The following is a 14,057-nucleotide window of genomic DNA, read 5'->3' on the forward strand; positions in this document are numbered from 1 at the left end:
TCTTTCAGAAAAATTCGATCTCGATTTGTGGAAAGAACGGCATTGCAAGACGACCAACTGGCAGGAGGACCAATTGACAAGCGCCAATTCACCCAATAGAAGCCCCGCTCGCGCTGTGGCACCTATCTGGATCCCCTTATTTCAGGGGCTTCCCGATAAGTCGTCAGCGTGAATTGGCGAGATGTCAGCAGAAGCGCATGTGTTTCTGTGACCGAGAATACGCCAAAGCAGAATTGAAGCATGTCTCCTCGAAGTAGAACCGGTTTTGGGATGAAGACATGGATTGGACGTTTCCGGCGAATGCGTTTTGCAGGCAAGGTCTGATAATATCGCTGTAATTTCTGGAAGAAATTGCAGTTGTTCATATGTTTGAAGGAAGGGCAATGTGACGTTCCGGGAAAGCCGGCTGGAAAAATCCGGGCAACGGACCAGCTACCGGGGCGTTACATAAAAGAGCGATGTGCGGCAACCATCCCGTAAAGGGGCTATTGATTGGAGCAGTCACGACTTCGAAGGCTTTTCGGAAGGTGTTTCAACACCTCGCCGGAAAGTGCGCTTGAGAAACGTGCATGCACAATGAATTTAGTTGGAAAACGCACAGGACGAAAAGCATCTTTGATGCTGGTTCGCTTTGCGCTTCGCTCGCCTTGTGATTAGACTGAGTCCTGTGGTGTAACGCAAATGAGGTGTGCCAAATGACTCTGCGTGTATCTGGAAAGCATATGGACGTCGGTGAAGCTTTCACAACCCGGATCATTGATCGGGTGAACGAAGCTGTCGGCAAATATTTCGATCATGGCTTTTCCGGACAGGTTACGGTCACCAAGTCCGGTTCGCGTTACAGTGCGGATTGCACCTTGCACCTCGATAGTGGTGCAACCCTGCAAAGCACTGGCGACGCACAGGATCCGCAGCTGGCTTTTGAAGCGGCGGCGGACAAGATCGAAACCCGCCTTCGCCGCTACAAGCGCCGTCTGAAGTCGCGCCCGGCTATGCAGCCAGAAGCGATCTATGATGACGTCGCATATCGTGTTATGGCACCGCTGTCGGAGGAAGAGGAGGATCTTCCGGCGGATTACGCGCCGACAATTGTTGCGGAATCGTCCGTCGCCCTGCGCACCATGTCGGTGGCATCGGCGGTCGTGGAGCTGGACCTGATTGAAAATCCGGTTCTGGTGTTCCGCAATGCTGGCAATGATGAAGTTAACATCGTCTACCGTCGCGCGGACGGCAATATCGGCTGGGTCGATCCATCGATGGTCACCCGCCAGGCCGCGCCTCGCGCCTGACGGCAAACCTGAAGTGCACGCAGCGGATCGCGACTAGGCGGCCGCGTGCGCTTCCCCAAACCGGGCCGCAAAGGCCTGATTGAAGAAGGAACGGAGAGAATGGATCTTAGTGATCTGATTCAGCCTGGGGCGATTATCCCTGCGCTGAAAGCCAGCTCCAAAAAACAGCTTTTGCAGATTTTGTCTGAGAAGGCTGCGGAACTGACCGGTCTCCCTGAGCGTGAAGTTTTCGAAACAATTCTCCAGCGTGAGCGCCTCGGTTCCACCGGGGTCGGCAATGGCGTTGCCATTCCGCACGGCAAGCTGGCGAATATCAACAAAATAGCCGGAATCTTCGCTCGTCTGGAAACCCCGGTCGATTTCGAGGCGCTGGACGATCAACCCGTCGATCTTGTTTTTCTGCTTCTCGCGCCGGAAAATGCCGGTGCGGATCATCTGAAGGCACTTTCGCGCATCGCCCGTATGCTGCGCGACGCCGATACTGTTGCCAAATTGCGCGGCACACATGACGCGCAGGCGCTTTATTCATTCCTGACCACTCAGCCAGCTTCCAACGCTGCCTGAGTTCAAATAGTTTCTCGTAAACAAAACCGCCGTTCGGTTCGAACGGCGGTTTTGTTTGTTTGCGATTAGCTTCTATGAAGTACCTGCAAAATATTGCAAGAAAAGCTGGCCACAAAATCGCTACCACTGTTTTTCGATTTCGAGGTCTTGCACAAATCTCTACATTGCCCACGCGACGATGGGTAATTTAGAGGTACTCAATGAAATTGAAAGCTGCGCTGTTGTTACTCGCGCTGGCATTTGCTTTTGCTGGAGGTGCAGCACTGGCCAATCCTCTGATATCGCCCATCAGTTCATCGGGGCAATCAGAGCAATGTCAGAAACTGGCAGAAACAATTTGCAAGGAGTGGAAACATTACAAGCAGAAATACGAATACTGCCTGAAAACGACTTACGGCAATTGCATGCACCAGATTCCTCCGCATTAATATTATGCGGAAATGCGATACCGGTGATGGCCGGTATCGCATCAAACCTTAGTGCAGCATCACCGTGCGCAGTTCGTGGTCTTGTGCACCCTGTAGCGCGGTGGCGCGAACGTCGGAGAGCACAATTGGCTCACCGCTGGCGCCAAAGAGCGCCCAAAGTTCCAGGCCCGGCTCGATCGGTGGGAGGGCAGGGAAGCTGCGGGCAAGGTCATCTGAACGGATCTTGCGCACATAGGCAACTTCACCTTCGCCGAGATGGGCGAATTCGTTTTCGGTGAATATATGTCTGTCCATGGTCTTAGCCTCCATTTCGTCGGCATGTCATTTGCGACCATGCCGCATCAGAGCTTCACATTTTCAATATAGCGGTATTGTGCTGAACAAAAACTGAACAAGTTCAGTCTTTCACCGCTATGTTGATTCGTTTAACCAGCCGTTCGGGTTCAGGGCGGTCGAGATCGATGGCCAAAAGACCGTTTTTCAGGTCGCAACCGAGAACCCGCATGCCGTCTGCCAGAACGAAAACACGCTGGAACTGTCGGGCAGCTATGCCTCGATGCAGAAACTCGCGTTCAGTATCGTCGGTCTGGCGTCCGCGGATGACGAGCTGATTGTCTTCCGTCATGACTTCGAGGTCTTCGCTGGCAAAGCCGGCTACCGCTAAAGTAATGCGCAGGCGTTCGGAGCCCGTCTCGCCGCGCAGGCGTTCAATATTGTAGGGCGGATAACCGTCGCCGGATTTTGCGATCCGTTCCAGCGTCTTTTCCATCGTGTCGAATCCGAGCAGCAGAGGGCTCGAAAACGGTGTCATTCTTGTCATTGCATCAGTCCTTGATGAGAAGCGACCGTTATGAAGAGAACCCTTACGGCGTATCTCTTCGCTAACTGATATGGCTTGTGAAAAGCCTGACTTCAAGGGCCAATCCGGATTCCTTCGCTTCAACGTAAAGCGAAGCAGAGGTTCAGGATACCCGGCAATATTGGAGTGTTGCTATCGGCGTGCTTCTGAAAGCGCTGCACCGAAAGCGGTTGCGAAACTTTCGCGATCATCCGGGGAGAGGAAGTTTCCGATCACGACACTCGCTTCACGGCTTTCGACGCTCATGCCGGTAATTCCGATGTCCGGCTTTCGTGCAACCTTGAACCGTGTCCAGAATGGATTGAAACGATGTGCAGTCATCTTGCCGGACGCTGCATATTTGCGAATATGCAGGGCAGAGCGGGACACGGAGATTTCCTCGCGTGCGCGAGCAGCCCGATAATTCCAGCGAAAAGCCAGATAGATCAACAGAACATCGAGGCCGAAAAATCCGAAGATCGGCCAGGCACCGATGGACCAGAAAAGAAGGCTCACGAACATCCAGCAGCCGATCAGGGCAGTCATCAAGATAGTAAAACCCGTGCGCCCCAGCGAACGATAGGGGGTCAGCAGGGCTTCGAAAATGGGTTTGTCGAACCGGTCAGGTTCCGCGCCGTCTGGATGATGCATAGTATTCAGGTCATCTGGCTGCTGTCGGCGGCCCTTAAGGGCCTGCGTCAAGCTGCTGATTGTTTTGTCGATAGGGAAACCATTATAGAGGCGGAATGGAAAAGGCCAAAATCAAATCGCCTGTGAACGATGCGCCCGCCGCCCGCCCTCAGCGTCGGGTGCGTGGTACGCTTTATACGGCGGATGAAATTCATGAGATATTTCGACGTTTCTCGATCCAGAGACCGGAGCCGAAGGGTGAGCTTGAGCATGTGAATGCATTTACGCTTCTTGTTGCTGTGGTTCTGTCGGCACAGGCCACCGATGCCGGGGTCAACAAGGCGACGCGCGGGCTCTTCGCAATTGCCGATACGCCTCAAAAAATGCTGGCGCTCGGCGAAGAGAAAGTCGGCGACCACATTCGCACCATCGGGCTTTGGCGGAACAAGGCAAAGAATGTCATTCTTCTGTCCGAAGCCTTGATCCGCGATCACGGTGGAGAAGTGCCGGGGGACCGGGACGAACTGGTGAAGCTGCCGGGGGTTGGCCGCAAGACGGCCAATGTGGTGCTGAACATGGCCTTCGGCCAGCCGACTATGGCGGTGGATACACATATTCTGCGCATCGGCAATCGGATCGGCCTTGCGCCCGGCAAAACGCCAGAGGCTGTGGAAGCCATCCTCGTCCGGGTTATTCCGGCGGAATACATGCTTCACGCGCATCACTGGCTGATCCTGCATGGGCGTTATGTGTGCAAGGCGCGCAAGCCGGAATGCGAGAAATGCGTGATTGCCGACATCTGCAAATATCCGGCGAAAACCTGCGACATTCCTGCGCCGCTTATCCCCTTGCCGCCGCAGGCGTGAGCCGGGCCTCGCGCTGTGAGACCGCCTTGTGCAAATGAACCATCATCGTTGCCGCAAAAAGCGGGGTTAGAAGATTGACGATGGGGATTGCCATGAAGCCCGCAATCAGCAATCCAGCCAGAAAGACCGTCACGCCATAATGTGATCTCAGCGCTTTCGCCTCGGCCTCAGATCGGTAGCGCATGGCAGCAAACTCGAAGAATTCCCGCCCGAGCAGATAGGCATTGATGACGAAGAAGGCGATCAGATTGACGCCCGGTATGAAGAGCATAAGCAAGGCGACAATGTTGCCAAGGATGACGATACCGAGAAATTTCAGCGAAACGACAACGGAGCGGGCAATCGGCAAGGACGTGCCTGGAGGATCGCCCGGATAGTCCTCGCGCTCGACCACTTCAGCCACGTCATCGAGAAACAGGCCAGCCACAAGTGCGGTGACAGGTGCAATCATCAATGCGAGCACAAGTGCCAGACCAAGACCTGCGACAATAGCGGCGACGATACCAAACCAGCCTGCCCATTCCGGCATGCCGGGCAGTATCTGCTCCATCCACGGCCAGGCAAAAGTAAAAAAGATTTGACGGACTGCGGCCCAAAGACCGATCAGCAGCAACAGCGTCAAACCGAGGGTCTTCCAGAAAACTGCACGCAATTCCGGCGTGGTCAGGCGCTTCAGAGCTTTCAGGGCTGCTTCTAAGATCATTTTCGACCCAATTCCAACTGTGGACGAAGATGGAAATAGGTATGCCTCCACCCTCGCGCAAGCCGCACTACCCACAATGCGGGAGGCTTGCAGGGTAGCCAAAGGGGTTTCAAACCGCTAAACCGGCACCCACATGACTGCCGCATATCCGGCCAACGCATGTCGCGGAAAAGTGCATAGCGACTTTTCTGATGACGATCTGCTTTTGCCGGATAGGAGACGAATCAAAAGGGGAGCTTCTCGCGCTCATGGCCACATTCGACGTTCTTTGCATCGGCAACGCCATTGTCGATATTCTTTCGCGCACCGATGACGCTTTTCTGGAAACGAATGGTATCGTCAAAGGCGCGATGAACCTGATCGATGCAGAGCGTGCGGAATTGCTCTATAGCCGGATTGCAGGTCCGGCGACGGAAATGTCGGGTGGCAGTGCCGGAAATACCGCAGCAGGTGTGGCAAGCCTTGGCGGACGCTCAGCCTATTTCGGCAAGGTGGCGACCGACCATCTGGGACGCGTTTTCGCCCACGATATCCGCGCACAGGGCGTTGCATTCGACACTCGCCCGCTGGAAAAGGGATCGCCAACCGCCCGCTCCATGATTTTCGTAACGCCGGACGGCGAGCGCTCGATGAATACCTATCTCGGCGCCTGCGTGGAACTCGGACCTGAAGATGTCGAGACCTCCAAGGTGTCCGATGCGAAGGTGACCTATTTCGAAGGCTATCTGTGGGATCCGCCGCGTGCGAAGGAAGCCATCGTCATGGCATCGAAGATCGCGCACGAGAAGAAGCGCCAGATGGCGATGACGCTTTCCGACCCGTTCTGTGTCGACCGGTATCGCGAAGAGTTTCTGGAACTCATGCGCTCGCGCACTGTCGATATCGTTTTCGCCAATGAGGACGAGGCGAAGTCACTCTATAAGACGCAGTCGCTCGAAACGGCGATTGCCGCTATGCGCATGGATTGCGCGCTTTCGATCATCACCCGTTCGGAAAAGGGGGCGGTCGTCGTCACGCCTGACCAGACCTTGACCATCCCTGCCATTGAAATCGATGCGCTGGTCGATACGACCGGAGCAGGCGATCTCTACGCAGCCGGTTTCCTCTATGGTTATACGAATGAACGTTCACTGGAAGATTGCGCCCGTTTAGGTTCGCTGGCAGCGGGGCTTATCATCCAGCAGATGGGGCCACGCCCGCAGCTCAGCCTGCAGGCTGCTGCAAGCCAGGCCGGACTCGTATAAGTTTTATTCCGGCCTGATGATCCGGTCGCGCTGAAGTTCTTCTTCCGTGCGTCCGGGACGGCTTTTATAGACGGGCAATGTCCAGCCGAAATAAAGCGCCCCGCCTCGAATGACAAACGCGGTTAAAGCCGCTGCAATTGCACATATAGCTGGTTCGATCTGCAGCCACGCAAGCAAGACATAGAGACACGCACCGGCAAGCGAAGCCGTGACATAGATTTCACGGCGCATCAGCACAGAAGGCTCGCCTGCCACCATAACACGCAATATGCCGCCCAGAGTGGCTGTGGAAATGCCGGTCACAATGGCGACGGATGGTCCGAAACCGAGCGCCAGCCCCTTGGCTGCACCCAACACTGTATAGGCGGCCATACCAATGGCATCAAGCCAGAGAAGGGCGCGGTAGCGCGACTCGACCATGTGCGCGGTGAAATAGACAAAGATGGCGGCCAGCGTGCCCGCCAGGAGATAAGTCGGCTCCACAACCCAGAAAACGGGTGCACCGAGGACGAGGTCGCGGAACGTTCCGCCGCCAATACCGGTGATATTGGCAAGGAACAGAAAACCGATAATGTCGAGCTGGCGGCGCGACGCTGCAAGAGCGCCGGTCGCAGCGAAAACGAAAACGCCTGCGAAATTCAGAAACTCAGGAATCGTCACGCTGCAGTCTCCTCCACATATCCAGTGATAACTTTTCACCGGTTCGCGCCAATAGCAATATGCACATTAGAGCATAATCCGACCGGAGTGAAACGATGGTCGACAAAATTATGCTTCAAATAGAACAGGTTAGGGCGAATAGCCGATCGAATTAGATCGAAACGCGCTCTATTGCAAACCGGACCGCAGATATGAAAAGAGCGGCAGACAAAGCCGCCGCTCCAATTTTCACCGGTTATTGCTGAAATCAGGCGTTGCCGTCGGAAGCCGCACCGCCATTGTCGGCGGTTACCTTCGGGCCACCCTTGGACACACCGACCATCGCCGGGCGCAGAACGCGATCGCCGATGGCATAACCATCCTGCACGACCTGCACGACGGTGTTGTGCGGCAAATCCGGATTCGGCACTTCGAACATGGCCTGATGGAAATTCGGATCGAACTTCTGGCCTTCCGGTTCCAGCTTCTTGACGCCGTGACGTTCCAAAGCCTGCAGCATGGCGCGTTCGGTCATTTCGACACCGTCTGCGAGTGACTTCAGGCTGGCATCCGTCGCCAGGGCATCGGCAGGGATAGCTTCAAGTGCACGGCGCAGATTGTCGGAAACCGACAGCATGTCGCGCGCGAAGTTGGTCACGGCATAGGTGCGTGCATCCTGCACATCGCGCTGGGTGCGCTTGCGCAGGTTTTCCATCTCGGCAGCAGCGCGCAGGAGCTGGTCCTTCAGCTCGCCATTGTCTGCCTCGAGCATCGCGATCCGGTTTGCGGTTTCATCTACGGCTGCCTCAGCTTCATCTTCGGCAGCTTCCGCACGAGCTTCAGCCTTACGCGCTTTCAGAAAATCGTCGGCAGCTCGGTTCAGCGCCTCACGATCCCGGGGATTGTTGATGTCGCGCTGCTCAAGATCGGGGTTCTGGGATTTGTTTTTTTCGTCAGCCATAATGCTACTTCCGTCTTGAATATCTTCTGGGGCGGATATCGAGTTTCATGCCAGTAAAATCAAGGTCTATTTTCAGGGACTTGGTTTGTCCCGGCAAATCTCACAGTTACCGCAGGAGGCGGGAAACGATCTGGGCGGTGTAGTCCACCATGGGAACGATCCGCGCATAGTTGAGCCGGGTGGGCCCAATGACTCCCAGAGCACCAATAACCCTTTGCTCGCTGTCGCGATAGGGGGCGACCACCAGCGATGAGCCGGAAAGGGAGAAAAGCTTGTTCTCCGAACCAATGAAGATGCGGACACCTGATCCGGCCTCGGCGAGATCGAGAAGCTGGACCATGCCGTCCTTGGTCTCAAGATCATCGAAGAGATGGCGCAGACGCTCGATATCTTCCTGCGCATGGATATTTTCCAGAAGATTGGCGCGTCCGCGAACGATCAGCCGTGCCGGTTGATCCGTTCCGGCACCGCTCCAGACCGCCAGCCCTTGGGCGACAAGTTCCTGCGATAGCTGATCGAGTTCCTGCCGCGTTTCTTCCGTCAGCTTCTCCAATTCAGCCTTGGCTTCGGAAAGCGTATGGCCGTGAATATGCGCGTTGAGAAAATTCGATGCCTCGACCAGTTGCGAATTACTGATACCGACGGGCAGATTGACGACGCGGTTTTCGACGTCGCCATTTTGCATGACCAGAACGGCGAGAGCGCGGGTCGGTTCGAGACGAACGAATTCGATGTGCTTGAGCGCGCCTTCTGCCTTGGTGGCAAGCACGAGGCCCGCGCCACGCGATAACCCTGAAAGAACCTGACTTGCCTCGGTCAGAACGCTTTCAACCGAATTGTTCATTCCGGCGGAACGAACCTGCGCCTCAATGGAGGAGCGTTCCTCCGGTGGCAGGTCACCCACTTCCAGAAACGCATCGACAAAGAAGCGTAGCCCGATCTGCGTCGGCAGGCGTCCGGCTGAAATATGCGGCGCATAGATGAGGCCCAGATGCTCAAGGTCGCTCATGACATTGCGGATCGTGGCAGGTGAAAGCGTATGCGGTAGCAGTCGAGACAGGTTGCGCGAGCCGAGCGGGTCACCATCGTTCAGATAGGTTTCCACAATCAGCCGGAAAATATCACGCGAACGCTGGTCGAGCGAATTCAGAAGCTGATGTTCAGGCGATTTCATCATGATAGAGCGGCGAACCTGTTGATTGCTTGTCCTAAATATAAGGTTGCGGCGCGAAGCGTCAAAGGCTTTAGCTCCAGACTGGCATTCCTCTCAACACTTCTCGACATGTCTTTGGGCTGGCGAAGCGCAAAATTCCTTTCTATTTGCGCCCGGGGAGCCTAAAAAGCCGCACGGAAACTTTGAATCCCCAAGAACTCGATCAAGGAAATTGATATATGCGTCCATCCAAGCGTGCTGCCGACGAAATGCGCGCCGTCTCTTTCGAGCGCGGCATCTCCAAACATGCGGAAGGCTCCTGCCTGGTCAAATTTGGCGACACGCATGTTTTGTGCACGGCAAGCCTTGAGGAAAAGGTGCCGGGCTGGATGCGCAATACCGGCAAGGGCTGGGTCACGGCGGAATACGGCATGTTGCCGCGTTCGACCGGCGACCGCATGCGCCGCGAAGCCGCCACTGGCAAGCAGGGCGGACGCACCCAGGAAATCCAGCGTCTGATCGGACGATCCTTGCGCGCTGTCGTGGACATGCAGGCGCTGGGCGAAGTACAGATCACGGTGGATTGCGATGTCATTCAGGCCGATGGCGGCACGCGCACCGCAGCCATCACCGGCGGCTGGGTGGCCCTGCATGAATGCCTGCGCTGGATGGAAGCGCGCCAGATGGTGCGGGTCGAGAAGGTGCTGAAGGACCATGTTGCAGCCATTTCCTGCGGCATCTATGAAGGCGCTCCTGTTCTCGATCTGGACTATGCGGAAGATTCCGTTGCCCAGACCGACAGCAATTTCGTCATGACCGGCGCTGGCGGCATTGTTGAAATTCAGGGCACTGCCGAAGGCGCACCTTTCTCGGAAGAAGAGTTCCTGAACCTGATGAAACTGGCGCGCAGCGGTGTCGATCGTCTTGTGTCGTTGCAGAAAATGGCCGTCGCTTAAGAGCCTCACTCAAAAAAGCGTATTTGCAGCCGCACAGGACGACTTTTGGAACAGGCTCTGCTAGGACAGTGTCTGCTCCATCTGAATGAGGAGACCTGATCCATGCGCGCTGCACGTATTCTTGAAACGGCACTCTATGTTCGCGACGTCGCCGAGGCGGTAGAATTCTATCGCAACACGATGGGGCTGGAACCGGTGGGCCAGCTCAGCGCGCGCAATGCTTTCTTCCGTTGTGGTGAGGGCATTTTGCTGCTCTTCAAGGCGGAAGAAACCTTGAAGCCGCCTTTGCCCGGCAATCTGCCTGTGCCGCCGCATGGCACAACGGGGCCGGGTCATGTATGTTTTGCTGCAAGCCGCGCCGAGATCGAGGGCTGGCGGAAACATCTGGAAAAGCATGGCGTTGCCATTGAGGCCGATTTCGATTGGCCCAATGGCGCACATTCGATTTATTTCCGCGATCCATCCGGCAATTCGCTGGAGATTGCCGAACCCAAACTATGGAATTGAAAATGAGAACGCTGGAAAAAGGCAAGCTGATTGTCGCCTCGCACAATGCAGGCAAGCTGAAGGAATTCGACGGGCTGATCGGTCCGTTCGGCTTCGATGTCAGCTCTGTTGCAGCACTTGGCTTGCCGGAGCCGGACGAGACCGGCACCACGTTTGAAGAAAACGCCTATATCAAGGCGCTTGCTGCGGCAGAGGCCACCGGCTTGCCCGCATTGTCCGACGATTCCGGCCTGATGGTCGATGCGCTGGATGGTGAGCCGGGCGTCTACACGGCCAACTGGGCTGAAACCGAAGACGGCACGCGTGATTTCAATATGGCGATGCGCAAGGTCGAAGATCTTTTGCAGGAAAAAGGTGCGACGACTGCGGACAAGCGCGGCGCGCGTTTCGTTTCCGTCATCTGCCTTGCATGGCCGGATGGCGAAGCGGAATATTTCCGCGGCGAAGTGGAAGGTGTGCTGATCTGGCCACCACGCGGCACGACCGGCTTTGGCTATGATCCGGTGTTCCTGCCGGCGGGCCACGAAAAGACCTTTGGTGAAATGACCGCCGATGAGAAGCACGGCTGGAAGCCGGGCGACGCCGAGGCCCTGTCGCACCGCGCCCGCGCCTTCAAGCTTTTTGCCGAAAAGGCGCTCAACGTGGAGCCGGCTTCCGCGAAATGAACAAGCTGTTTCCCTCTTCACCGGCGTTAGTGGACGGCGTGAGCACGATTCCCATCGCGCGTGCGAATGGGGAAACCGCGTTCGGCGTTTATGTACATTGGCCGTTCTGTCTGGCCAAATGCCCTTATTGCGACTTCAACAGCCATGTCCGTCACAAGCCGGTCGATCAGGCGCGTTTTTCTGAAGCTTTCCGGCGCGAGATGGAAACGCTGCGCGAGCGCACTGGCCCGCGCACGGTCACCAGTATTTTTCTGGGCGGCGGCACGCCATCGCTGATGCAGCCCGAAACGGTGGGCGCGCTGCTCGATAATATCGGGTCGCATTGGTCTGTCGCACCCGATATCGAAGTGACGCTGGAAGCCAACCCGACCAGTGTGGAAGCCGACCGTTTTCGCGGCTATCGCGCGGCAGGCGTCAATCGCGTGTCGCTCGGCATTCAGGCGCTTAACGATCCCGATTTGCGCCGTCTCGGGCGCATGCATTCGGTCGAGGAGGCCAAGGCCGCCATTCGTCTGGCGCGCGAGATTTTTCCGCGCCTGTCCTTCGATTTGATCTATGCGCGTCCGAACCAGAGCATCGAGGCATGGCGCGAAGAGCTGAAGGAAGCAATCGGACTGGCTGCCGATCATCTCTCGCTCTACCAGCTGACCATCGAGGAAGGCACACAGTTCTACAATCTCTGGAAGGCCGGAAAGCTGACCACACCGGAGCCGGACCACGCCGCAGCGCTTTATGAAGAAACGCAAAGGGTGACGGCAGAACATGGTCTCCCGGCCTATGAGATTTCCAATCATGCGGTGCCGGGGCGCGAGTCGCAGCACAATCTCGTCTATTGGCGCTATGGGCAATATGTGGGCATCGGCCCCGGCGCGCATGGGCGTTTCGTGGAAAACGACGTTCGCACAGTGACGATTACCGAAAAGCATCCGGAAACCTGGCTCGACAAGGTTGATCGGCGCGGCCACGGCATTATCGAGGAAGAATATCTTGATGGCGGGCAGGAGGGCGACGAGTTCCTGATGATGGGGCTTCGTCTGCGCGAAGGCATCGATCTGGATCGCTACAAGCGGCTGTCGGGTCATGATGTTGACCAGAAGCGTCTGGCGAAACTGATCACCGAGGGCATGATCGAGCCGATGGGCGGCAGCATCATTCGCGCAACGCCAGATGGTGCGCTGGTGCTCGACGCACTGGTTGCCGACTTGGCGGCATAAGGAACTTATAATGACGGACGAAGCAAGCGAGGGGCGACGGGAATATGTGGTGGGCGGCACAGCCATGCGCGCCCGTCCATTGGAGCCAGCACTTTATATCGTGTCGACACCGATCGGTAATCTTGGCGACATGACGCTGCGCGGCATCGAAACGCTCGCCGCAGCCGATGTTCTTGCCTGCGAGGATACACGCGTGACCCGCGTTCTCCTCGACCGTTACGGCATTTCCCGCCGTCCGATCAGCTATCATGAGCACAATGCGGCAGAAGCTGGTGAAAAGCTGATTGCCGCGCTGTCTGCGGGCAAAAGCGTTGCGCTGGTGTCCGATGCGGGCACGCCGCTCGTCTCTGATCCGGGCTTTCGTCTGGTTGGCGAAGCACGCGAAGCGGGTATTCGCGTTGTCCCGATTCCGGGTGCCTCCGCAGTTCTGGCCGCACTTGCCGCTTCTGGCCTGCCGACCGACGCCTTCATGTTCTGCGGCTTCCTGCCGTCCAAGCATGGGCAAAAGCAGACGAAGCTCGAAAGCCTCAAGGGCATCGACGCAACGCTGGTGTTCTATGAATCGCCAAACCGGACAGCGGCGACACTGGCCGAAATGGCTGAAGTGTTCGGGCCGGATCGTATGGGCGCGCTTTGCCGCGAACTGACCAAAGCCTATGAGACCATTCGCACGGCGCCGCTGGGTGAACTTGCAGCGGAGTTTGACGGAGAAGATCGCATTCGCGGTGAAGTGGTTCTGCTGGTCGGCCCGCCGACGGGCAACACCATTCCGCAAAGCGAGGAAGATATCGACAAGCTGCTTCTGTCGCTTGCAGACGAACTGCCGCCATCCAAGGCCGCAGGCGAGGCCGCGCGCATGACCGGCGGGCAGAAATCGGTTCTCTATCAGCGCCTTATGCAACTGAAATCGGATCAGCGATGACAGACCTCCGCGAGAAAAAGCGCATTGCTTTCTTTCGCGGACACAGCGCCGAACGCTTTGCTTCCGTGCTGCTTCTTTTGAAAGGCTTTCGGATCGTTGCGCGGCGCTATCGAACGCGGCTCGGTGAAATCGATCTGATCGCCCGGCGGGGCAATCTTGTGCTCATTGTCGAGGTCAAGGCGCGCAGCAGCCTGGAAGCCGCGCATCTCGCCGTCACACCGCAGGCCATGCGCCGTATCGAAGCCGCAGCCGATCTCTGGCTGCAACGCCAGCCCGATCATGCCCGTCTGTCGTTGCGTTTCGATCTGATTGCCGTGCTGCCCCGCCGCTGGCCCAAACATGTTCCGGCCTTCTTCACGAGCGGCGATTATCGGTAACCGATATCTATAAGTCTATGTAAACCCTATAAAAATTGTGAGATATATTTCCGGCCTTATGGGAAATTAAAATCCCGCAATCGGCTGTTTTGAGAAAAAGT

Annotated in this window: 18 protein-coding genes; 11 read left to right on the plus strand and 7 right to left on the minus strand. The window is 56.6% G+C overall.

Features of this window, described 5'->3' with window-relative positions; all coding sequences use genetic code 11:
* The first annotated feature begins 695 nt into the window (after positions 1-695).
* The 3 genes from hpf to F9K91_RS04280 all read left to right on the plus strand — a co-directional run bounded on the left by hpf (position 696) and on the right by F9K91_RS04280 (position 2,281).
* A complete protein-coding gene (hpf, locus tag F9K91_RS04270; RefSeq protein WP_061344842.1) occupies positions 696-1,289 on the plus strand; it encodes a ribosome hibernation-promoting factor, HPF/YfiA family in 594 nt (197 codons plus the stop codon).
* A gap of 99 nt (positions 1,290-1,388) precedes the next feature.
* Positions 1,389-1,853, plus strand: coding sequence for a PTS IIA-like nitrogen regulatory protein PtsN (gene ptsN / locus F9K91_RS04275; RefSeq protein ID WP_105540903.1), 465 nt, complete (start codon positions 1,389-1,391; stop codon positions 1,851-1,853).
* 200 nt (positions 1,854-2,053) lie between these two features.
* Entirely contained in the window at positions 2,054-2,281 is a 228-nt protein-coding gene (locus F9K91_RS04280) for a hypothetical protein (protein WP_151677280.1), read from the plus strand.
* 48 nt (positions 2,282-2,329) lie between these two features.
* On the opposite strand, the gene F9K91_RS04285 is transcribed toward F9K91_RS04280, so the two are convergent.
* From F9K91_RS04285 to F9K91_RS04295, 3 genes are all read right to left on the minus strand, one after another.
* Positions 2,330-2,575, minus strand: coding sequence for a BQ00720 family protein (locus F9K91_RS04285; RefSeq protein WP_061344843.1), 246 nt, complete (start codon positions 2,573-2,575; stop codon positions 2,330-2,332).
* A gap of 103 nt (positions 2,576-2,678) precedes the next feature.
* The gene (locus tag F9K91_RS04290; RefSeq protein WP_105540905.1) at positions 2,679-3,101 is read right to left on the minus strand and encodes an Hsp20 family protein; all 423 of its coding nucleotides are present in this window, start codon (positions 3,099-3,101) and stop codon (positions 2,679-2,681) included.
* Positions 3,102-3,272: 171 nt separating this feature from the next.
* Positions 3,273-3,770: a DUF2244 domain-containing protein gene (locus F9K91_RS04295; protein ID WP_151654302.1), complete on the minus strand. Its 498-nt coding sequence runs from the start codon at positions 3,768-3,770 to the stop codon at positions 3,273-3,275.
* A gap of 95 nt (positions 3,771-3,865) precedes the next feature.
* Between F9K91_RS04295 and nth the strand changes: the two genes are divergently transcribed.
* Complete coding sequence (gene nth, locus F9K91_RS04300) at positions 3,866-4,615, plus strand: endonuclease III (RefSeq protein WP_151677281.1); 750 nt, start codon at positions 3,866-3,868, stop codon at positions 4,613-4,615.
* On the opposite strand, the gene F9K91_RS04305 is transcribed toward nth, so the two are convergent.
* Positions 4,590-5,318 carry a sulfate transporter family protein gene (locus F9K91_RS04305; RefSeq protein WP_151555514.1) on the minus strand — a complete coding sequence of 243 codons (729 nt, stop codon included), beginning with the start codon at positions 5,316-5,318 and terminating at the stop codon, positions 4,590-4,592. The two genes, nth and F9K91_RS04305, sit on opposite strands and share 26 nt — an antisense overlap.
* A gap of 248 nt (positions 5,319-5,566) precedes the next feature.
* On the opposite strand from F9K91_RS04305, the gene F9K91_RS04310 reads away from it, so the two are divergent.
* Positions 5,567-6,562 carry an adenosine kinase gene (locus F9K91_RS04310; protein WP_151555513.1) on the plus strand — a complete coding sequence of 332 codons (996 nt, stop codon included), beginning with the start codon at positions 5,567-5,569 and terminating at the stop codon, positions 6,560-6,562.
* 3 nt (positions 6,563-6,565) lie between these two features.
* On the opposite strand, the gene F9K91_RS04315 is transcribed toward F9K91_RS04310, so the two are convergent.
* The 3 genes from F9K91_RS04315 to hrcA form a co-directional block, all read right to left on the minus strand.
* Positions 6,566-7,222, minus strand: coding sequence for a trimeric intracellular cation channel family protein (locus F9K91_RS04315; RefSeq protein WP_151677282.1), 657 nt, complete (start codon positions 7,220-7,222; stop codon positions 6,566-6,568).
* Positions 7,223-7,469: 247 nt separating this feature from the next.
* The gene (grpE, locus tag F9K91_RS04320) at positions 7,470-8,162 is read right to left on the minus strand and encodes a nucleotide exchange factor GrpE (protein ID WP_061344850.1); all 693 of its coding nucleotides are present in this window, start codon (positions 8,160-8,162) and stop codon (positions 7,470-7,472) included.
* A gap of 106 nt (positions 8,163-8,268) precedes the next feature.
* Positions 8,269-9,339: a heat-inducible transcriptional repressor HrcA gene (hrcA, locus tag F9K91_RS04325; protein ID WP_151555511.1), complete on the minus strand. Its 1,071-nt coding sequence runs from the start codon at positions 9,337-9,339 to the stop codon at positions 8,269-8,271.
* A 215-nt stretch (positions 9,340-9,554) separates the two neighbouring features.
* Between hrcA and rph the strand changes: the two genes are divergently transcribed.
* The 6 genes from rph (at position 9,555) to F9K91_RS04355 (ending at position 13,956) form a co-directional block, all read left to right on the plus strand.
* Positions 9,555-10,271, plus strand: coding sequence for a ribonuclease PH (gene rph, locus F9K91_RS04330; RefSeq protein WP_078339626.1), 717 nt, complete (start codon positions 9,555-9,557; stop codon positions 10,269-10,271).
* Between the two features lie 102 nt (positions 10,272-10,373).
* Positions 10,374-10,778, plus strand: a complete 405-nt coding sequence (locus tag F9K91_RS04335) for a VOC family protein (RefSeq protein ID WP_151654306.1) — start codon at positions 10,374-10,376, stop codon at positions 10,776-10,778.
* Positions 10,779-10,780: 2 nt separating this feature from the next.
* Complete coding sequence (gene rdgB, locus F9K91_RS04340) at positions 10,781-11,443, plus strand: RdgB/HAM1 family non-canonical purine NTP pyrophosphatase (protein ID WP_151654309.1); 663 nt, start codon at positions 10,781-10,783, stop codon at positions 11,441-11,443.
* On the plus strand, positions 11,440-12,657 hold the full coding sequence (hemW, locus tag F9K91_RS04345; protein WP_151654311.1) for a radical SAM family heme chaperone HemW: 1,218 nt from the start codon (positions 11,440-11,442) through the stop codon (positions 12,655-12,657). Before rdgB ends, hemW begins: the two co-directional genes overlap by 4 nt.
* Positions 12,658-12,667: 10 nt before the next feature.
* Positions 12,668-13,579: a 16S rRNA (cytidine(1402)-2'-O)-methyltransferase gene (gene rsmI, locus F9K91_RS04350; RefSeq protein WP_151654313.1), complete on the plus strand. Its 912-nt coding sequence runs from the start codon at positions 12,668-12,670 to the stop codon at positions 13,577-13,579.
* Positions 13,576-13,956 (plus strand): YraN family protein, encoded by a 381-nt coding sequence (locus F9K91_RS04355; protein WP_151555506.1) that lies wholly within the window; start codon positions 13,576-13,578, stop codon positions 13,954-13,956. The genes rsmI and F9K91_RS04355 overlap by 4 nt, the downstream gene beginning before the upstream one ends.
* The last annotated feature ends 101 nt before the right edge of the window (positions 13,957-14,057 follow it).

The organism is Brucella tritici (assembly GCF_008932295.1).
Lineage (GTDB): Bacteria > Pseudomonadota > Alphaproteobacteria > Rhizobiales > Rhizobiaceae > Brucella > Brucella tritici.